19 protein-coding genes are annotated in these 20948 nt (G+C 55.3%); 5 read left to right on the forward strand and 14 right to left on the reverse strand.

The genetic code is table 11. The features are described 5' to 3' along the window. Positions 1-83: 83 nt before the first annotated feature. The 7 genes from corA to lptM all read right to left on the reverse strand — a co-directional run bounded on the left by corA (position 84) and on the right by lptM (position 7055). The gene (corA, locus tag DZE2538_RS18235) at positions 84-1034 is read right to left on the reverse strand and encodes a magnesium/cobalt transporter CorA (RefSeq protein ID WP_019845843.1); all 951 of its coding nucleotides are present in this window, start codon (positions 1032-1034) and stop codon (positions 84-86) included. A gap of 372 nt (positions 1035-1406) precedes the next feature. Further along, positions 1407-3569, reverse strand: a complete 2163-nt coding sequence (uvrD, locus tag DZE2538_RS18240) for a DNA helicase II (RefSeq protein WP_023640959.1) — start codon at positions 3567-3569, stop codon at positions 1407-1409. An 86-nt stretch (positions 3570-3655) separates the two neighbouring features. After that, a complete protein-coding gene (gene yigB, locus DZE2538_RS18245) occupies positions 3656-4372 on the reverse strand; it encodes a 5-amino-6-(5-phospho-D-ribitylamino)uracil phosphatase YigB (RefSeq protein WP_038916932.1) in 717 nt (238 codons plus the stop codon). Then, positions 4372-5280 (reverse strand): tyrosine recombinase XerC, encoded by a 909-nt coding sequence (xerC, locus tag DZE2538_RS18250; protein WP_038916933.1) that lies wholly within the window; start codon positions 5278-5280, stop codon positions 4372-4374. Before xerC ends, yigB begins: the two co-directional genes overlap by 1 nt. Beyond that, positions 5277-5978, reverse strand: a complete 702-nt coding sequence (locus DZE2538_RS18255) for a DUF484 domain-containing protein (protein WP_019845847.1) — start codon at positions 5976-5978, stop codon at positions 5277-5279. The genes xerC and DZE2538_RS18255 overlap by 4 nt, the downstream gene beginning before the upstream one ends. Beyond that, positions 5975-6799, reverse strand: coding sequence for a diaminopimelate epimerase (dapF, locus tag DZE2538_RS18260; RefSeq protein ID WP_016942887.1), 825 nt, complete (start codon positions 6797-6799; stop codon positions 5975-5977). Before dapF ends, DZE2538_RS18255 begins: the two co-directional genes overlap by 4 nt. 88 nt (positions 6800-6887) lie before the next feature. Next, the gene (gene lptM / locus DZE2538_RS18265) at positions 6888-7055 is read right to left on the reverse strand and encodes an LPS translocon maturation chaperone LptM (protein ID WP_020477063.1); all 168 of its coding nucleotides are present in this window, start codon (positions 7053-7055) and stop codon (positions 6888-6890) included. A gap of 77 nt (positions 7056-7132) precedes the next feature. Between lptM and cyaY the strand changes: the two genes are divergently transcribed. Beyond that, positions 7133-7453, forward strand: a complete 321-nt coding sequence (cyaY, locus tag DZE2538_RS18270) for an iron donor protein CyaY (protein ID WP_016942886.1) — start codon at positions 7133-7135, stop codon at positions 7451-7453. A 105-nt stretch (positions 7454-7558) separates the two neighbouring features. Here cyaY and DZE2538_RS18275 read toward each other — a convergent pair whose 3' ends face one another. Continuing rightward, entirely contained in the window at positions 7559-10117 is a 2559-nt protein-coding gene (locus DZE2538_RS18275; RefSeq protein ID WP_038916934.1) for a class I adenylate cyclase, read from the reverse strand. A gap of 328 nt (positions 10118-10445) precedes the next feature. Here DZE2538_RS18275 and hemC point away from each other — a divergent pair, with 328 nt between their 5' ends. From hemC to hemY, 4 genes are all read left to right on the forward strand, one after another. Beyond that, positions 10446-11384 (forward strand): hydroxymethylbilane synthase, encoded by a 939-nt coding sequence (gene hemC / locus DZE2538_RS18280; RefSeq protein ID WP_038916935.1) that lies wholly within the window; start codon positions 10446-10448, stop codon positions 11382-11384. Beyond that, entirely contained in the window at positions 11381-12121 is a 741-nt protein-coding gene (gene hemD, locus DZE2538_RS18285) for a uroporphyrinogen-III synthase (RefSeq protein WP_038916936.1), read from the forward strand. The genes hemC and hemD overlap by 4 nt, the downstream gene beginning before the upstream one ends. A gap of 107 nt (positions 12122-12228) precedes the next feature. Then, a complete protein-coding gene (hemX, locus tag DZE2538_RS18290) occupies positions 12229-13356 on the forward strand; it encodes a uroporphyrinogen-III C-methyltransferase (RefSeq protein ID WP_038916937.1) in 1128 nt (375 codons plus the stop codon). A gap of 2 nt (positions 13357-13358) precedes the next feature. Further along, positions 13359-14555, forward strand: a complete 1197-nt coding sequence (gene hemY / locus DZE2538_RS18295; RefSeq protein WP_019845852.1) for a protoheme IX biogenesis protein HemY — start codon at positions 13359-13361, stop codon at positions 14553-14555. A gap of 709 nt (positions 14556-15264) precedes the next feature. On the opposite strand, the gene DZE2538_RS18305 is transcribed toward hemY, so the two are convergent. The 6 genes from DZE2538_RS18305 to purB all read right to left on the reverse strand — a co-directional run bounded on the left by DZE2538_RS18305 (position 15265) and on the right by purB (position 20700). Further along, positions 15265-16425, reverse strand: a complete 1161-nt coding sequence (locus tag DZE2538_RS18305) for a M20 peptidase aminoacylase family protein (RefSeq protein ID WP_038916938.1) — start codon at positions 16423-16425, stop codon at positions 15265-15267. Positions 16426-16491: 66 nt separating this feature from the next. Beyond that, positions 16492-17253 carry an amino acid ABC transporter ATP-binding protein gene (locus tag DZE2538_RS18310; protein ID WP_016942879.1) on the reverse strand — a complete coding sequence of 254 codons (762 nt, stop codon included), beginning with the start codon at positions 17251-17253 and terminating at the stop codon, positions 16492-16494. Between the two features lie 9 nt (positions 17254-17262). After that, positions 17263-17934, reverse strand: coding sequence for an amino acid ABC transporter permease (locus tag DZE2538_RS18315; protein WP_019845855.1), 672 nt, complete (start codon positions 17932-17934; stop codon positions 17263-17265). Between the two features lie 72 nt (positions 17935-18006). After that, positions 18007-18786, reverse strand: coding sequence for an amino acid ABC transporter substrate-binding protein (locus tag DZE2538_RS18320; protein WP_012886484.1), 780 nt, complete (start codon positions 18784-18786; stop codon positions 18007-18009). Positions 18787-18799: 13 nt separating this feature from the next. Continuing rightward, positions 18800-19324, reverse strand: coding sequence for a GNAT family N-acetyltransferase (locus DZE2538_RS18325; RefSeq protein ID WP_038916939.1), 525 nt, complete (start codon positions 19322-19324; stop codon positions 18800-18802). Positions 19325-19335: 11 nt separating this feature from the next. Continuing rightward, positions 19336-20700, reverse strand: a complete 1365-nt coding sequence (purB, locus tag DZE2538_RS18330) for an adenylosuccinate lyase (RefSeq protein ID WP_019845857.1) — start codon at positions 20698-20700, stop codon at positions 19336-19338. Positions 20701-20948 lie beyond the last annotated feature (248 nt).

Genomic DNA, 20948 nt, shown 5'->3' on the forward strand with positions numbered 1-20948 from the left:
ATAATTATCAATCAAAGTGCAGCAGAGACTCGTCAGCCTTGCGGTCAACGAGTCATCTATCGGAAGAAAAGAGGGGGGAGGCGTTAGAGCCAGTTACGGCGTTTGAAGTACAGGTAAGGAGCCAGACCGGCCAGCAGCATCAGCACCAGTGCGCCGGGATAGCCGTAGGCCCACTTCAGTTCCGGCATGAATTCGAAGTTCATACCATAGCTGGATGCCACCAGTGTTGGCGGCAGGAACACCACCGATACCACCGAGAAGATTTTGATGATGCGGTTCTGTTCGATGTTGATAAACCCCATCGCGGCCTGCATCAGGAAGTTGACCTTCTGAAACAGCGATTCGTTATGCGGCAACAGCGACTCGATATCTCGCAGAATCTCACGCGCCTGCTCTAATTGACCACTGGGCAGACGGGCACGACGCACCAAAAAGTTGAGCGCCCGCTGGGTATCCATCAGACACAAGCGCACTTTCCAGCCCACATCCTCCAGTTCCGCCAGCGTCGACAGCGCGTCGTCATATTCATCGCCCTGGCGGCCATCCATGATCACCCGGCTCAGCGACTCCAGGTCGCTGTAGATATTTTCAATTTCATCCGCCAGTTGTTCTATCTTGGTTTCAAACAGATCAAGCAGCAGTTCGTACGCGTTGCCATCGACCAGCGTTTGTGCGCGGGCTCGCATGCGGTAAAGACGGAAAGCAGGCAACTCGCGCTCACGCAACGTATACAGGCGGCCATCACGAATAGTAAACGCCACCGTGGAGTTACCGGCGTGATCGTCCGTGTCTTCAAAAAAGAAAAAGGAGTGAATATGCAGCCCATCCTCATCTTCGAAAAAACGGGCTGATGCTTCGATGTCTTCCAGTTCCGGTCGGGTCGCCAGGCTTTGTCCCAGCTGACTCTGCACGTACTCTCGCTCTTCGGCATCCGGCTCGACCAAATCCACCCATAGCGAGGTAGTCAGGTCGTCGCTTTCATCCAGTTCCAGGCGAGTTAAACGGCAGTTATCGAGTTTAAATGCGCTCAGCATAAGCCATGCTCCCAAAATGTAACAAAGAGGGACAAGACGCGATTGAAACACAGAAACTGGGTGGGAAACGTCACCATCAGGTTTCAGGCCGTGAGACGGTGCTGACTCGATGCGACAAACGGTGTCGCTGATAACCTTAAAGGCTATCAGCACAGGGAAGATAGCCTTAGAAGTTATACCTAATCAGTAGGTTATTGAGCCAGTATCGACTGGGTGTGTCCAAGGCGTGGGTCCTCCGGGAATAATGATGGGCGCATGTTACGCTGAGATGAAAAAGACTGTCAACAAACAATCAGATGATTAGTCTGTGTCCACCCGACACATCCGATGAGCACAGACTGAACACCCGTACGCCCTCATACCCCGGCGGTGCTATACCGCCTCCAGACGGGCATAGGCAGCCACCAGCCACTTGATACCCTGACCCACAAAGGCGACCTGGATACGGCAATGCTCGCCGCTGCCTTCCACGTTAACAATGGTGCCTTCGCCAAACTTGGCGTGGCGCACCCGCTGCCCCAGCTTATAGCCGGTATCGCTCTGGCTGATTGGCGTCCCCAGCCGCTGATGATTGACCGGGCGCGAAACACTGGCGCGCAGCCGCACCTCTTCCACACATTCAGGCGGCAACTCGCCAATAAAGCGTGACGGGCGGTGGTAGGTCTCCTTACCGTATAACCGGCGGCTTTCAGCGTAAGTCAGCGTCAGTTTCTGCATGGCGCGCGTCACGCCGACATACGCCAGCCGACGCTCTTCTTCCAGGCGACCGCCTTCGTCCAGCGACATCTGGCTGGGGAACATCCCCTCTTCCATACCGACGACAAACACCTGCGGGAACTCCAACCCTTTGGCCGAGTGCAATGTCATCAATTGCACCGCGTCCTGATAGGCATCCGCCTGCCCCTCGCCAGCTTCCAGTGCCGCGTGAGACAAAAAGGCCTGTAGTGGCAGCAAATCCTGATCTTCATCCTGATAGCTGAATTGCCGGGTCGCCGTCACTAGCTCTTCCAGGTTCTCTACCCTCGCCTGGCCTTTTTCGCCTTTTTCCTGCTCGTACATGCTCCACAAGCCGGAGTCGCGAATCACCCGGTCGGTCTGCACATGCAAGGGTAAGTCAGCGGTATCGCTGGCAAGCGCATCCACCAGTTCCAGAAAACGCTGTAATGCCGCCGCCGCACGCCCAGCCAGCACCTTTTCCTGCAACAACGCACGCGTGGCCTGCCACAGCGTCAACTGACGGTCGCGGGCGGTCTGGCGCACCACATCCAGGGTGCGATCGCCGATACCGCGCGTCGGGGTGTTAACCACGCGTTCAAACGCGGCATCATCGTTGCGGTTGGTCATCAAGCGCAAATAAGACAACGCGTCCTTGATTTCCTGCCGTTCGAAGAATCGCATACCGCCATAAATCCGGTACGGCAGGCTTTGCTGCAACAACGCTTCTTCCAGCACACGGGATTGGGCGTTACTGCGGTACAAAATAGCGCATTCGCTGAGCGCACCGCCCGCTTCCTGCCACACCTTGATGCGGTTGACCACAAACCGCGCTTCATCCAGTTCGTTAAAGGCGCAGTAGAGCGAAATCGGCTCGCCTTCAATACCGTCGGTCCACAGGTTTTTACCCAGTCGATCGCCGTTGTGGGCAATCAACGCGTTGGCGGCGTTCAGAATATTGGCGGTGGAACGGTAATTCTGTTCCAGACGGATAGTCGCCACGTCGTTGAAGTCACGCAGGAAATGCTGGATGTTCTCCACCTGCGCCCCACGCCAGCCGTAGATTGACTGGTCGTCGTCGCCGACGATCATCACTTTGGCGCTATCGCCAGCCAACAGGCGGATCCAGGCATACTGGATGCGGTTGGTATCCTGAAACTCATCCACCAGAATGTTGTTAAAGCGATCGCGATAATGCTGAAGAATATGCGGTTTGTTGAGCCACAACTCATGGGCACGCAGCAGCAGTTCGGCGAAATCCACCAGCCCGGCACGATCACAGGCTTCCTGATAAGCCTGATAGATGCGCAACCAGGTCTGCTCCACCGGATTGCCGTAGCTATCGATATGCTGTGGCCGTAAGCCTTCGTCTTTTTTGCCGTTGATGTACCACATCGCCTGACGGGGTGGCCATTGTTTCTCGTCCAGATTCAGCGCCTTAATCAGTCGCTTGAGCAACCGCAGCTGATCTTCGCTGTCCAGAATCTGGAAATCCTGCGGTAACCCGGCATCCAGATGGTGCGCGCGCAGTAAGCGATGAGCCAGACCGTGGAAAGTACCGATCCACATTCCCCCCTGGCTGGTGCCGAGCAGTTGATCGATACGGTGGCGCATTTCCGCCGCCGCCTTGTTGGTAAAGGTCACCGCCATGATCGAATACGGCGAGCAGTTCTCCACCGTCAGCAACCAGGCGATACGGTGCACCAGTACGCGGGTTTTGCCACTGCCTGCGCCAGCCAGTACCAGCATATTGCTGCGCGGCGCCGCCACGGCGTCACGCTGTTTATCATTCAGACTGTCGAGCAGGTCAGAAACGTCCATAGGCGTCGGTTATCCGTCAAAAGGGAACCCGGCCTCCGGATTGGAGACAAATTCCACTGATTATATATACAGTAAAAATAGCAGAATTATAGCAACGTGGTCAGCGATGCCAAACTGAAAATTTCCACATGCGGCAACAGTCGGGAATCGTGAATCTGCATCAGGTTGCCGTCACGCAGGTTAATCCAGCAGGATTGCACGCCGCTGCGGATCGCTCCTGCTACGTCGGTGGTCAGATCATCCCCCACATGTAGCAGGTTGTGCAACGGTAAATTCAGCCGCCCGGCGGCGAGCTGATACATATCATGAGACGGTTTGGAGCGGCCATCTGGGCCGGCACGCAGAATAAACTGAAAATAGTCGCCAAGGCCGCAGGCATGGGGATCGGCATTGCCGTTAGTGATCGCCACCAGTGGCCAACGCTGCCCCAGCGCACGTAGTGTGTCGTGGGTTTCCTGCGGCACCGTGATGTCACTGCGCCAGCGGGCAAACTCCGCCATGACCGCATCCGCACCGGTTTTGGCCTCGTTTGGCGACATGCCCACCCGGGTCATCGCCAGATGAACGGAACGCCAGCGCCAGTGGGTCACATCGTGATAAATCTCTGGCTCTTGCGCCAGCAGTTCCTGGCGCAACTGCCGCAACCCTTCGCTGGTGAACACCTGTAACCCGGGGTGGTAGTTCTGCAAAAACCGCAACGACTCCTGTTCCGTACGCCGGATAACGTCATGATTGTCGTACAGGGTATCGTCCAAATCGAATGTCATGGCATCAATCCGATCGAGCGGGCGATAAAAATACATCAGGATTTACCTCGTTTGGCGCGTGGGTGCGCGGCATCGTACACCGATGCCAGATGTTGAAAGTCCAGATGGGTATAGATCTGGGTGGTGGAGAGGTTAGCATGGCCCAACAATTCCTGCACAGCGCGCAGGTCACCGCTGGATTCCAGCATATGGGTAGCAAATGAATGCCGCAGTTTATGTGGATGAACATGGCTGTTCACCCCCTGTTTGACGCCCCATTCGGCAAAACGTTTCTGCACGTTGCGCATAGAAATACGCCTCCCCAGGCTGGAGACAAACACCGCGTCATCCTCTGGCGCATAAATCTCGCGGATAGCCAGCCAGTGCGTCAACCAGGTTACCGCCGTCGCGCCGATAGGCAGCTTGCGCTCTTTGCTGCCTTTTCCCATCACCCATATTTCGCCGCTTTCCAGATTGACGTGTCCGCAATCCAGCCCAACCAACTCAGCCAGACGCAGCCCGGCACCGTACATGACTTCCAACATGGCGCGGTCACGCACCGCCAGCGGATCATTGAGATCGATATCCAGCAGGCGGTCCATTTCATCCACATCCATGTTTTTGGGCAGATGCCGCCCGCCTTTCGGTGCGGGCACACCGCGGGCAGGGTTGGCCTTGAGCTCGCCACGGCCTACCAGCCAGTCGAGAAAGCTGCGTAACGCAGACAAACGTTGCGCCAGACTGGCCGCATTCAGGCCATCACGTTTGCTGCGGGCAACTACGGCACGGACTCCCGCCGCATCCAGCGATGACCAGTCCGTCACGCCAAATGCCGACAGCATCTCGATAATCACCTGTAACTGATGGGCATAGCTGCGTTGTGTCAGCGGACTCAGTTGACGTTCAACCCGCAGATAACGCAAAAAGGCGTCTGCCGGGGCTGACAGGGGGGTATCGGGGTTCATAGGCGTTCAATCCATCGCTCCAGCAATACTGGCACGATCGTCGCCAGATGTTGCAGCAGCTCGGTGCCCATGCCGTCCTGATAATGGTGGCTGTCACGGCTGCTGAAAATCAACAGCCCCAGGTCACCCTGTTTTCCCATCAGCGACAGTGCAACCGAGCCGACATGGCGCGCCTGCGGTAACAGGAGCAGCAGTTCGGGGCCGTTGAGGGTGCCAAGATAGTGATGCCGTTCGCCCAGTCGCTGGATGCGTAGCGGCTCAAACAGTGTCCGGTTAAGCGCCAGATGGGTAAAGTCGGAAGGCGCGCCGATGCGCCAACGGTCGGCAAACAGTCGGACGGCCGCCCCCACTAATCCCAGTTCGCGCGCCCAACGGTGCAGCCGGTCGAGCAGGTCCTGCAACGAATCGGCGGTCGAAAGCGCCATCTGCAACGCTAACAGCTGACTGAATAGTGCTTCGTTGCGGGTCGCCTGCTCCATTAGCAAGGCGATCTCCTCTTCCAAAAACTGGATGCGGTTACGCTGACGGGCCAGTTGCCACTCCACCAGCGAGACGCTGCCCCGCACCGGGTGTGGAACGCGCAGGCTCTCAACCTGGTGGGCGTGGCGAATGAAAAAGTCAGGGTGCTGGTGCAGATGCTGTAACACCAGTTCGTCAGTCAACGCCTGACGTTCAGCCTGCTCTTCCACATTTTTCATAGATGAATAAATCCATCATAAACATGGGTTGCCGGGCCAGTCATAAACAACGGATGACCGGGGCCGTCCCAGTGAATGTCCAGTTCACCGCCAGGCAGTTGGACTTTGACATCCGCTGCCAGCAGCCCCTGTTGGATGCCGACCGCCACAGCGGCACAAGCACCGCTGCCACAGGCTTGCGTTTCACCCGCGCCGCGCTCGAACACACGCAACCGGATAAGATGGGGATTGACCACCTGCATAAAACCGACATTGGCACGCTCAGGAAAACGCTCATGGTTTTCCAGCAACGGGCCTTGTTCCTCCACTGGCGCGGTATCCACATTATCTACCTGAAGCACGCAATGCGGATTACCCATCGACACCACACCGCACAACACCGTGTGTTCCGCGGCACGCAAAATATAGGTTTTTTCCGGCTTGGTCGCCCGAAACGGCACCTGTTGCGGTTCAAAGTTGGGTTCGCCCATATTGACCCGCACCAGTTCATCTTCCGTCACCGACAGTACCATGCGGCCGTTATGCGTACTGACGTTGATCTCACGTTTACTGGTCAACCCTTTCAGGCGGACAAAACGCGCAAAGCAGCGCGCGCCATTACCGCACTGCGCCACTTCACTGCCATCGGCGTTGAAGATGCGATAGTGAAAATCCAGCTCAGGATCGTAAGGCGGTTCGACGATCAACAGTTGATCGAACCCCACTCCGCAATGCCGATCCGATAAGCGACGGATCAGATCCGGTGAAAAGTAGACATTCTGCGTCACGGCATCGACAACCATGAAATCATTGCCCAGACCGTGCATTTTGGAGAACTGCATTTCCTGACCCCGCTGCGTTAAACGGGCGCGGCAACCACACTGTCGCAACCCGTGAGATTATCCTCAATCACCCTGCCTATCTCGACGGCTATTGCTGCCGGGCGGATGATGCTTGCGGAGCCTGAGTATTTTGTTGCTGCGTTTTTTTAACCGGTGCTGGTTGCTCCGGCGGAAAATAAAGTGGGCCTTTTAAACCACAACCAGCCAGCGACAACACCAGCAATGCCAGTGCGCCCTGACGAAAAAAAGTTTTCATTTCGTTAAAACCTGTCATTCGGAGACCTATGCTCTCTATAATCGCAGGTGGATCATGAAAATCAATAGGAATCGAATATGAACGATAGCGAGTTTCATCAATTGGCCGACGCGCTGATGCTGAAAGTAGAAGAAACGCTGGATCAGTTTGATGGCGATGCGGATATCGATTACGAAACCAATGGTGGCGTGATGACCCTGAGTTTTGAAAACGGCAGCAAGATTGTGATTAACCGGCAAGAGCCGATGCATCAGGTCTGGCTGGCGACCAAAGGCGGCGGCTACCACTTCGATTATCAGAACAACCGTTGGATTTGCGACCGCAGTGGCAGCGATTTCATGACGTTGCTGGCGCAGGCGTGCTCAGAACAGAGCGGCGAAACGATTGATTTCGACTAACTCCGGGCAGGTAGTCACCGACACTAAAATGGGGCGCAGTTGCGCCCCATTTTATTCGCTCGGTCAGTTCACCCCGATGCCCTACGCGACACTGCCCACGTGGTACTACAGCATCTGCAGGCGCTGGTTCAACACCAGATTCTTCTTTTCCTCAGATGACGGCGTCACGCACAAATGCGACAAGGCGCTGCTACGGAACGGAATCACCTGTGTGCGGCCATCCAGCTGAACAATCTGGTAGAACTGCGGCAGGTTGAAATTGATGAAGCTGGAGCCGTAGGTAAAGCGATCATGCGATGAGGAGTAGAAGCGGCTGACGTCGCGCACCAACTCTTCTTTGCTGCCTTCACAGTGATGATAGACTTCCACCCGGTTCGACTCATCCAAAATATAGATATTGAAACCCTGATTATCAGACTGATCTTCAAAGAAGAACTGGATAATACCTTCACTGGCGACACCATCCACCACCGGTGGCAGATGAATATGGTTGGTCTCAACCTGAACCGGCAACCCTTGTAGCTTGTTGTTGGAGATCGCGCCGTAAAACTCCACCGCATTTTCCAGTTTCTGCGCCGACACGCTCAGGCGTTCGAAGAACAACCCCCAGGTTTCGCCCGCGACTTTGACCGCCTTGAAACGGCCCGGCTCCTGACGCGTGCTGGATAAGCGCAGTTCAATGCACTCTGACACCAGTTGCTGCACACGGGTACGGATAAGCCCGCGTAAATGCTGGCTATAGCAGAAGACTTCCAGCGACTCCGGCAGCGCGGCGTCCTGATGCATTTTGCCAAGAATGGTTTTCAGCGCTTCCAGCATCGCCTGCTCACCGCTGAAGTGCAGGGTTCGCACTTCATTCCAGGAATTGCGGTACAGCAAGTCAATGCTGCCGACCAGACATTGCTGCTGCTGACCGAAGCTAAAGACATCCAACTGGCGGAAATCGAAATGCACCACCTGATTGCGGAATGTCGCCGTCGGGTCATGTTCCAGGTTGACGATAATCGCCAGATGGCGAATTTCACACGGGCTATACAGCGCTTTCGGCGTGGGTGCCGCTACCCGCAACGGGAAATGGCTGGACACATCCGAAACCAGTTCCTGCAACCGGGCGATGTCGCACAGTTCATGGCCTTTAATGTGCAGACGCGTAGACGATGTCAGCAGGCCGTTAAAGTACGCCCAGGCCACCAGCTTGTTGAGATAGCGGTTATATTCCAGCGGCCGATGGCTGATGATGGCATCCATTGACGGTGCCTGATTGTACAGATACCAGCCAGAGCGATTGGCACGCCCGGCAGGCACATAAATAAAGGTCAGATTCGGTTCCGACAGGTCAGGCGAAATCTGCGGGTTCACCAGCGTCACTTTACCCGGCAAGGCTTCAAACGCCGCGTACAGTTTACGGGTCAGTACCCCGATATCCTGCGGACTGGCGCTGACACTCAGGTTGTTGCGGCGGGCGAAACGGATCAGGTTGCGATAGCTTTGCATCATGGCATCGAGCAATTCGTTGTGCGCTTCGCGCACCTGCCCAATTTTCCAGTTCGCCCGGTTGTCTAACATCACCAGCCGCTCATTGCTCCATCCCCATGCCTGCACCAGTTGTGTCAGGATCTGGCGACGCCAGGCGGTACACGCGCGCTCACGGGAGAGCTTTTCGCACACTTTAAGATAGAAACAGCGACGCACCAGGTCCAACCGGGTCTGATCATCAATCGCCGTCAGATACTGGGTCACACGCTCCAGCATCATGCAATACGGATCCAGCCCGAAAGACACGATCTCACCGTTATGCAAACGCGATTTGATCTCGCTCGACAGCAAACGGGTATTGGGATATTCCCAGGAGTAGGCTTCCAGCAGCAGCGTTTTCAGCACCGCCTTGTAAGGCGAATCAATGCTCTTATACAACTGCCACAAGCTGGCGCCAAAGTATTCTTCCGCCGACAGTGCGCTCAGGCCGCCGAGATCCAGCCATTCGTTGGGTGCCAACGCGCCACGGGCATACAAAGACAGCACATACTCGTCGTAGTGCTCCTCTTCTTCTACTGGCACCATGTTCCACAGGATGCGCTTGCCCGCCATGCGCACCGCCGTGCGATAAAACTCATCCAACAACAAAATATGTTGGGTAGAACCGCAGTCTTCGCCACCCAGGCTACCGCTCTCGTTGTGGCGGAAACGGTTTTCATCCATCAGGAAGAAACTGACATCCACCCCCTGACCTGCCGCCCATTTTTCCAACAACAGACATTTCTGCTGTAACCGCTGGCGCTCTTCGCTATCCAGCCAGGATTGGTGGCACACCCAAATATCGAGATCGGAACTGCAACTCTGCCCGATGGACGAGGTGCTGCCCATCGAATAGACACCGGTTATCGGCAATTCGCCCTTGCGATCCGGCGCAGACAACTCACCCCAGCGTAACTCGACGCTATCGAGGTAGTGTTGCTGTTTTTCATCGGGGAAAAAAAGACAAATGCCGTGCGGAACCTTGCCTTCCAGATAGCCAGGCATCAACGGATGATGATGATGTAATAAAACTGGCAAAAGACTGTAAACCTGCTTAAAAGCCGGTTTCATTGCTTCCAGAGCACGATCCACACGCAATTGGTTGATCGCATCCAGTCTTTGCTTCAGTGTCTCGATGTAGAAGTACAAGACGTTTCGCCTGCTTATCCCAGTGCCTATAAAGAAGCCGTTGTTCTCCAGACTGCCCTGGATAGATATTGGAAGAATGGTGGGCAGAGTATTGCTGGAAACGTGATCAATTTAACACCTTGCTGAAAGGGCGTAAAGAAACTAAAGAAAGTCGGATTTGTTTATTGATGCTTCAGCATTGCACATATTATCGCCGCTTTTGCCGCTTGCGGCTATCTCCGACAAGGGTTTTCGATCTCCCCCCTCTCGTCATTGCGACGGCCGGGCAACTGACACCGGCTTGCCTTCAATGGTACGATGGAAAAAAAGGATCAATACGGTATTAAGCATGGTAGACACTATTCTCAGGATCGCCACCCGACAGAGCCCGCTGGCACTATGGCAGGCCCACTTTGTGCAGCAACGGCTGGAAGCCTGTCATCCCGGTTTACGGGTAGAACTGGTTCCGATGGTCACCCGCGGCGATGTCCTGCTGGATACACCACTGGCCAAAGTGGGGGGCAAGGGATTATTCGTCAAGGAACTGGAACTGGCGTTGCTGGAAAACCGTGCCGATATCGCGGTGCATTCGATGAAGGATGTCCCCATCGAGTTTCCCGAAGGGTTAGGGCTGGTGACTATTTGCGAGCGTGACGACCCACGCGACGCCTTTGTCTCCAACCACTATGCCACGCTGGATGAACTGCCGGAAGGCGCCTGCGTCGGTACCTCCAGCCTGCGTCGTCAGTGCCAGTTACGCGCCCATCGCCCGGATCTGGTTGTCCGCGACCTGCGTGGCAACGTCGGCACCCGCTTGTCCAAACTGGATAACGGCGACTACGATGCGATCATTCTGGCCGTTGCGGGGCTTAAACGCCTTGGTCTGGAAAACCGTATCCGTACCGCCCTCAGCCCGGAACAGTCGTTACCGGCGGTCGGTCAGGGTGCGGTAGGTGTGGAATGCAGACTGGACGACGCTCGTACCCGTGCGCTGCTGGCACCGCTTAACCACGATGATACCGCCACACGGGTGCTGGCCGAGCGTGCAATGAACACCCGGCTGGAAGGGGGATGTCAGGTGCCTATCGGCAGCTATGCCGAACTACAGGATGATACATTGTACCTGCGGGCACTGGTGGGCGCGCCAGACGGTAGTCGCATTATTTACGCTGAACGCCGTGGCTCGCGTCAGGATGCCGAAGCGCTGGGTATCGACCTGGCAGATGAGCTGCTCGAACGCGGCGCGCGCGACATTCTGCAATCAGTTTACGGAGGAGCCTCGTCATGACGATTCTGGTTACCCGTCCCTCTCCTGCGGGTGAGCAGCTGGTAGCCCGTTTAAGAATGGCTGGCTTGCAAGCCTACCATAGCCCGTTAATTGAATTTTCTCCGGGTAGCGAATTGCCGCAATTGCCCGCCATGCTACAGGCGTTACGCCCCGGCGATTTGGTTTTTGCCCTGTCGCAGCAAGTGGTGGAATACGCCGATCCGGCGCTCTCCCGTGCCGGAATGGGCTGGCCCGAGTCACTCACCTACTTCGCCGTAGGGCGCTCCACCGGACTGGCGCTGCATACCGTCAGCGGCTTAGCGGTGCACTACCCGCCAGAACGCGCGACCAGTGAGACCCTGTTGCAGTCCCCGGCGTTACAGCAGGTCACGGGCAAACAGGCATTGCTGCTGCGCGGCAATGGTGGCAGAGAATTATTGGGCGACACATTGCAGCAACGCGGGGCGCAAGTACGTTACTGCGAATGTTATCAACGTAACCCAGTGGTCTACGACGGCGCGGAACAGTGCCAGCGCTGGCAACACCTGGGCATCGACACGCTGGTCATCACCAGTGGAGAAATGTTGCAGCAGTTCTATACCCTGGTACCTGATTATTATCGAACGACCTGGCTGGTTGATTGTCGGGTCGTGGTGGTTAGCGAACGCCTGGCTGACGTGGCCCGTGAGTTGGGCTGGCGCGATATTCGGATCGCCGATAACGCGGATAACGATGCATTGATGCGCGCGCTACAGTGATACCGAATAGCTGCAGTGATATCGAATAGACTGTTACGCTGCGGTCGTCACGCGGCGAAAGAATACCCCGGACACTTACCATTACCCTGATCATAGGATGTACTCATATGACGGAATACATTACCTCCTCAGCGCCCTCCGAAGAGGTGGTCGAACGGTCTGAACCCTCCTCGCCTAAAACGCCGCCGAAGGCGTCCCGCGCACCTCGCCACGGTCTGGTGTTGGGCGCTATCGCCATCGTGGTCTCGCTGGCACTCAGCGGCGGTGTGTATTATTACGCCCACCAGCAGATGGCCCGCCAAAACGCCACGCTCACCCAACTACAAGGCCAGATCGCTGCACTGCAAAAACAACAATCACAAGCGCAGCAACAATGGCAGCAGACGCTGGACCAACAGGCGAAAACCCTAAGTGTCGATGAACAACGGCTGGCGACACTGACGCGGCAAGCCGGGGAAATGCAGGAAAAACTGGCGACGCTCGATAACAGTGACTCGAAAACCTGGCTGCTGGCGCAGGCTGATTTCCTGGTGAAACAGGCAGGCCGTAAACTGTGGAGCGACAAAGACGTCACCACCGCCGGTGCTTTACTGAAAAGCGCGGATGCCAGCCTGGCAGACATGAACGATCCGAGTTTGCTGGATGTTCGACGCGCCATTACCCACGATATCAGCATGTTGGCGGGTGTCAGCCAGGTGGATTTCGACGGCATCATCCTGAAAGTGAACCAACTGGCCGATCAGGTGGATAACCTGCGTCTGGCGGATACCGATACCGATGAAGCGCCGATGGAAGAAAACGACTCCACCTTGTCGGCCTCGGTCAGTGAATGGCGGCAAAACCTGAGCAAGAGCTGGCACAATTTCCTGTCGGATTTCATCACCATCCGCCGCCGTGACGACAGTGCTGAACCGCTGCTGGCACCGAATCAGGACGTCTATCTGCGTGAAAATATTCGTTCTCGCCTGTTGATCGCCGCACAAGCGGTGCCACGCCATCAGAACGAAACCTACCGTCAGTCGCTCGAAACCGCAGCAACCTGGGTGCGCGCCTACTTTGACGAAAGCGATCCGACCACCAAAGCGTTTCTCGACCAGTTGGATGCGCTAAGCCAACAGTCGGTGGCGATGGACGTGCCGAACGAACTGCAAAGCCAGCCACTGCTGGATAAACTGATGCAAACCCGGGTTCGCAACCTGCTGGCGCAGCCGTCCGCCACCCCACAGGAGGGCTGATTATGCTGAAGGTACTGCTGCTATTTGTGGTGCTGCTGGCAGGCATCGTGGTCGGGCCCATGCTGGCCGGACATCAGGGTTACGTGCTGATCCAAACCGACAATTACAACATTGAAACCAGCGTCACCGGGTTGGTGATTATGCTGGTCCTGTTTCTGCTGGCCTTTCTGGCGGTGGAATGGCTACTGCGGCGAGTATTCCGCACCGGGGCACGCACACGTGGCTGGTTTATCGGACGCAAACGCACCCGGGCGCGTCAGCAAACTAAAGCCGCGTTGCTGAAACTGACCGAAGGCGACTATCTGCAGGTAGAAAAACTGCTCACCCGCAACGCCGATCACGCCGAACAACCGGTGGTGAATTACCTGCTGGCGGCAGAAGCTGCCCAGCAACGCGGCGATGAATTCCGTACCCGCCAGTATCTTGAGCGGGCGGCGGAAATCGCCGACGGCGACCAGTTGCCGGTCGATATCACCCGCGTTCGCATTCAACTGGCCCGTAACGAAGACCACGCCGCTCGTCATGGCGTCGATCGTCTGCTGGAAGTGGCGCCGCGCCACCCGGAAGTATTGCGTCTGGCGGAACAGGCGTTTTTGCGTACCCACGCCTACAGCGCCTTGCTGGATATTCTGCCTGCCATGCGTAAAACCCGGCTGCATGACGAACCCTCTCTGGATGAATTGCAGCAGCGCGCCACCATCGGTCTGATGGATCAGGCGATGTCGGAAGGCGGCAGCGAAGGATTGAAACAGTGGTGGAAAAACCAGCCGCGTAAAGCCCGCCAGTCACTGGCGATGCAGGTGGCAATGGCTGAACGCCTGATCGTGTGTGATGACCCGGTGACCGCACAGGACATCATTATTGACGGGCTGAAGCAGCAGTTTGACTACCGACTGGTGCAGTTGCTCCCCCGGCTCAATAGTGGTCAACCGGAGCCGCTGGAGAAACTACTGCGTCAGCGTCTGAAACAGCACAATAACGATGCACTGTTACACAGCACGCTGGGGCAATTGCTGATGAAGCATGGCGAATGGCAACAAGCCAGCGATGCTTTCTCCGCCGCGCTGGCACTGCGACCAGACGCTTATGACTACGCCTGGTGTGCTGATGCCTTTGACCGACTCAAACGCCCTGAAGACGCCGCTCGCATGCGGCGCGACGGCCTGCTACTGACGTTACAGACCTCTCACGACGCCTGAAAAATCCAAACCGGTGCGACCCCGCGCCGGTTTTCTTTCACTTGTTTTTTTAACTTGTTTTTCTTCCACTCGGTTTTCTTCCCCACTTTTCTGATAACCACTTGATTTAGCAAAATAATGGCGAAAAAAAACGCTTGCCGACCAGCGACAAGCGTGCAATAAAAATCAGGTCTGAAAGACAACTTTAAGGTGCCCCACTCAACATTACGTCCAACCGCGATGAAACAGCACTTCATCAATAACCGGACGTCAGGCACCGTAAATGGCTCTGCGTCATTCCCAGGTTTATGAAGCCGAAGCAAACATAGAAGGTGGAATGAGCATCTACACATCTAATTAAGCATGAATGATGCCAACTTTTCAAAATTCACCAATAAAAAACCATTACTCATTGATAAATAAAACATTAAATGCAATACGTCGTTGAAGACCAAAATGATTAACGTGCTGAAAAATCAAGCATTCCGGGTCAGCATTGTCGCTAAACAGAGACACCATAAACCCTGACTTTTATACTCTTTAAAATTCAGATAGTTAAATGTCTCTCATTGGCGACACCGCTACCCCCATCCTGTCGCTAAAAAACCACAACTTATACCGGGTAGGGATAGCCCAAAAACAATCACCACCTCCCGAGGAGGTGGTTTAACACTGAAAACAAAACGGCCACGGTAACCGTGGCCGCTGTCATCAGGGAATAACGACGGAATCAGGCTGTCTGCGACAACTGTTCCAGACTCTGCTTCGCCAGTTGATACAGATAGTGCGCGGTAGGAAACAGCGCCCGGTCATCCACCCGGAATTTCGGGTGGTGTAGCGCATAGGGGCCACCTGACCCGACCATCATGAAAGTGCCCGGCAGTTTCTGCTGGTAGAACGCAAAGTCCTCACCGATCGGGCTGGCGTCAACACGGCGAGCCTCAAACCCTTCGGTATCCGCCACCTGCAACGCAAAATCCACCCAGTGCGCTGTGTTCACCACCGATGGTGGCCCCGGGTGCCAGATAAATTCGATTTCGGCACCGAAGGTGCTGGCGATACCGGCGACAATCTGACGGAAACGTTGTTCTATCAAGTCACGTGCCGCCTGACTGAACGTACGCACGGTGCCTTCCACATAGGCGGTGTCAGGAATCACGTTCCAGGTGCTGCCGCTGTGAACCTGGGTAATCGACACCACCGCATTGTTGTCTGACGGTACGGTACGACTGATGATAGTCTGCACCGCGGAAATCAGCTGCCCCAAAATAATGATCGGATCATTACCTTCATGCGGTTTGGCAGCATGGCAGCCCTTGGCGGCAATCTTGATTTCGAAACGGTCGACCCCGGCAGTCAGTGCACCGTCTTTACCGCCAATCACGCCGACCGGTAACGTTGGGTCGTTATGAATGCCAAAAATGGCGCTGGCACCGTCAAGCGCGCCAACGGCGATGACTTCCGGTGCGCCCAATCCGGTTTCTTCCGCAGCCTGAAACAGAATACGCACGGTACCTTTCAGTTCCGGCTCAATGCGCTTGAGCAGGATCGCCGCCCCCAGCGCCGCCGAAGAGTGAAAATCGTGTCCACAGGCGTGCATCACCCCGGCATTTTTTGAGCTGAACTCAACGCCGGACTCTTCCTCAATCGGCAGGGCATCAATATCGGAACGCACGACGACCAGCGGGCCGTCTTGCAGGCCGCCCACTTCCGCCACCAGCCCGGTTTTTAGCGGCAACTCAAGGATGCGAATACCTTCTTTTTCCAGTACAGCACGAATTTTTTTCGTCGTTTCAAACTCTTGATTGGACAATTCCGGATGCTGATGCAGTTCATGCCGAAACGCCTGAATAAACTGCGCCAACGGCGCATGCTGCGCATGTTCTTTCATGTCGGGTGACTCCTCTTCTTCTGCCCCGTCATCACGGGGCGTGCCCGCAGGTGAATAGGTTATCGATCAGATATCGAACTCTGAGGGTTCCTGAATCGTGGTGAGTTGCCGCAGGAAGCGACGGGTCTGCGGATTATCGGAGAAACTGATCACCTTCTCCGCCGGGCCTTGCTCAACAATATGCCCATCAGCCATAAAGATCACCCGGTCCGCCACGTCTTTGGCGAACTGCATCTCATGGGTCACGATCACCATAGTAGTGTTTTGACCGGCCAGTTTCTGGATAACCTGTAACACCTCATGTACCCGTTCCGGGTCAAGTGCCGAGGTCGGCTCGTCAAACAAAATCGCCTTCGGGTCCACCGCCAACGCACGGGCAATACTCACTCGCTGCTGCTGACCGCCAGAGAGTGTCACCGGGTATTGGTGCGCTTGTGGTAACAGCCCGACCATTTCCAGCAGTGACAGCCCTATTTCGTCCGCCTGCTTTTTCGCTATCTTCTTCACCACGATCAAGGCTTCGGTGATGTTCTCCAGCGCGGTTTTGTTTTTGAACAGGTTATAGTTCTGGAATACCATCGCCGTCTGACGCCGGAGCGCATATGCGTCCTTGCTGCTATAGCGGCGGGTATCCAGCGATTGCTCGCCAATAGTAATCACGCCGGACTCTGGCTTTTCCAGCAAATTCAGGCACCGCAGCAGGGTGGATTTCCCTGAACCGGAAGGCCCGATGATCGCGACCACTTCGCCCTCGGCGATATCCAGGCTGATATTGTCCAGTACCACCTGGTCACCAAAACGTTTAGTCAGGTTTTTTACGCTAATCATATCGGCTCCTTAACGCTGCCGTGAGTGGCTGAGCTTTTTCTCCAACTGAGATTGCAGCCAGGAGTAGACCACGATGAGCATCCAGTAAATCAGCCCCACCACCAGGAAGGTTTCAAAGAAACGCAGCGACTCGGCGGCGATCATCTTACCTTCGGCAAACAGCTCCGACACACCAAGCGCAAAGGCCACCGAGGTGTCTTTAATCAGTGAAATAAAGGTGTTGCCGGTCGCGGGTAGCGCATTAAGCATCGCCTGCGGCAGCACAATACGGCGGTAAATCTGTACTTTGTTCATTCCCACCGACAGACCGGCTTCGGTTTGACCGAAATCCACCGACGCCAGCGCCGCACGGAAAATTTCCGCCATGTACGCGGAGTTCTTCAGGCTGAATCCGATAATGGCCGCCGTCATGGCTGATAAACCATTCAGTGATGGAAACAGCTGTGGCAGGCCGAAATAGATAATGAACAGCTGAACTAACGACGGGATGCCGCGAAACAGCGAAATATAAAACTCCACCAGTTTCGAAACCACCACAAAGCGGCTCTCACGAACCAGTGCCAGCACCAGTCCCAACACGATGGCAACCAGCATCGACACCACCGCCAGTAGCAGCGTGGTGGGCAAGTACATCAGTACCTGGGGAAATACCTTCAACAGGTAGGAAAGATCGATATTCATGAGCCATACCATTACAGCAAACGCCAGCCCGCAATCGAACTGGCGTCGCAGAAGTTGAGTGAGCCAGCGAGGTTATTTGCCCGCCGTGATGTCCTCACCGAAGTATTTAACCGACAGGGCTTTCAGGCGGCCGTCATTGCGCATTTTGGTCAGTTCGTCATCGAACTTCTTGCGCAGTTCGTCACCGTTCTGATCTTTATGGAACGGGAAGCCAACCTGCTCGACCACCAGCGGCTCACCCACCATCTTGAACGGCAGGTTACGCTTGTTGATTTCCGCCAGCAGGATCGGACGGGAGTTGATGTAACCCTCAACACGCTTGGCCAGCGCATCGCTCATCGCGCCATCGCGGGTTTCATAGGTGCGAATCGTCACGCTGCCGTCGGCAAAGGCTTTTTTCAGGTTGTTGACGTGATTGGAGCCCAGTACGCCCGCTACGGTTTTCCCTTTCAGGTCATCCAGTGTATTGATGTTGGTATTGTCTTTGTGCGTAACAATCTGGCTGCCGTAATAGCTATAAGGCGTGGAGAAGTTGTACTTATCCTGACGAGCCGGGGTAATCGCCACCACGTTAGCAATCGTGTCCAGCTTATTGGCTTCCAGTTGCCCCATCAGGCCACTGAAATCCGCCGTCACCCACTCCACTTTGTAGTTCAGATCTTTAGCGATGGTTTCCGCGACTTCTACGTCAAACCCCACCAGCTTATTGTCCTGCTTGAAGGAGCTCGGGTAACTCTGCCCGGTGGCACCGATACGCAGCACTTTTTCGTTACTGTTCTGAGAATCGCAACCCGCTACCAAAATAGCAGCCGACAGGGCCAAAACAGGGAGGATAATTTTTTTCATTGTCATTGGATAACGCCTCTTAGGAGTGTTTCTTTTCCCAGTGGTGATAAAGGTCCTGATCCAGGACTTTTCGCATATAAATCGTGAGGTGTCCTTTCCCTAAATCCGCCTGGCCGACTTCCTGAAAGCCATACTTCCGGTACATATCCAGCAACCAGGGATGTTGCTTAGCGGTACCCAACGTTACGGCAGGCGCTTTTAACTGATCTTTCAACACCGCCTGTTCCAGCCAGTCCATCATCTGTTTACCCAGCCCTTGCTGTTTGAAGTCAGGGTGAGTCGCTAACCAACCGATATGCGGTAAACCATAAGGACCGGGATTCGGCCCCCATGGATAGCGAAGGGTGACGGACGCCGCCAGACGACCGTCTTTTTCCATCACATACACGCCGTTGCTGCGTAGATGGCGGCGCACCATGTCAATGTCCGCATAGGCGGCGTCAAACTTGATGCCCAGCTCACGCACCGGCGCGTAAGCGGCTAACGCCAACGCCAGAAACTCGTCATCATCGGCAAGCGTCGCCTGACGAAATACGGTACTCATGGCACCTCCCGTCATTCGGCCAGCAAGCCGGTGTTATCGGCGTACTGGATCACCTCATCCACTTTCTGCGGTGCGCTGCCCACGTAATTCGCCGGGTCCAGCCAGATATCGATCGTCTCGGCTGTCAGGTGCTGCGACAGTACCGGGTGTTCCAGCAGTAACGCTTTAAATTCACGGTTCTGCTCAAATGCAGCCATAGAGCATTCGTACACCAAATGATGGGCCGTTTGCTTACCGAGCAGTTTGCCGATTTCAAACATCACCTTTTCCGACAGCAGCAGGCCGTTTTGCAAATCCAGATTGGCACGCATCTGCTTTTCATTCACCGACATACCACGCAGGATACCGAGCGCGTTTTGCAGTTGTGCCGACAGGTAGATGTTGATTTCCGGCAGGGCTATCCACTCCGCACGCCAGCTCATGGCATCGCGCTCGTGTTCCACTTTCATTGACTCGTGGATCAGCGCCGCACTCTTAAACAGTGGCGCCGTCAGGCTGGCCAGCCCTTCCAGCGCGGCCGGATTGCGTTTGTGCGGCATGGTGGTAGAACCGATCTTCCCTTCGGAGAAAGGCTCTTCGATTTCGTTGATTTCGGTACGCATCAGGTTGTACAGCTCGTTGCCGATTTTACCGAGCGTACCGCTGATCAGTACCGCCACTGACGCGTATTCCGAGAAACGGTCGCGGGCAGACTGCCAGCCAATATTGGGGGTATTCAGGCCCAGACGGGCAAGGGTATGGCGCTCAATTTCCGGCCCCAGTTCGCCAAAAGAGGCGTAGGTACCGATGGCACCGTTAATGTTGCCGACCAGTACCCGATCGCGAATTTCATTCAGGCGCTGCAGGTGACGCACGAACTCGTCCAGCCATACCGCCAGCTTGAAGCCGAAGGTGGTTGGCATGGCCTGCATGCCGTGGGTACGGCCGGTCATCAACGTATGCTGGTGTTTCTTCGCCAGCCGTTTCAATTCGATAGCGACCAGACGGGTATCGCGCACCACGATGTCGAATGCCTGACGCAATTGCAGCACGGTGGCGGTATCCACGATGTCCTGTGTGGTCACGCCGTAATGAATGTATTCGCCAGCCTCGCCGCACTGCTTTTGAATAGCCGTGATCGTCGGCATCAGGGAGTGCTTCATACGCACCGCATCCTGGGCTATTTCTTCAATATTCAGGGCGCTGGCGTCAGCGTGGGCAGCAATGGTGTCGGCCGCATCCTGCGGAATGACACCCAGCTCGCCCTCTGCCAGTGCCAACGCAATTTCCACGTCAACCTGGCGGGTCAGACGGTTTTGCTCTGACCATACGGCGCGCATTTCTGGTGTGCCAAAGTTATTTCCAATAAGAAGAAAATCAATCAGATGTGATGCCATAACTCACTCGTTTACATTGTAATAATGGGGGAAAGAGAGGCGGGTCGAGACGACGCTGTTATTTGTCTGTGACTATATCACTGGCGATATTCGCGCCTATATACGTGATCGATCTAACATATTCTTTATTGTTTTATGATTTCTCTGGTGATTATTTTCTTCGCAATGAAAAGATCGGCGAGATGGGTAGCGAATGGATAGCAGAACGGGCGCGCGTTATGACATAACGATTTTTCAGCGCGCTTTAT

Source organism: Dickeya zeae NCPPB 2538 (assembly GCF_000406165.1).
Taxonomy (GTDB): Bacteria; Pseudomonadota; Gammaproteobacteria; order Enterobacterales; family Enterobacteriaceae; genus Dickeya; species Dickeya zeae.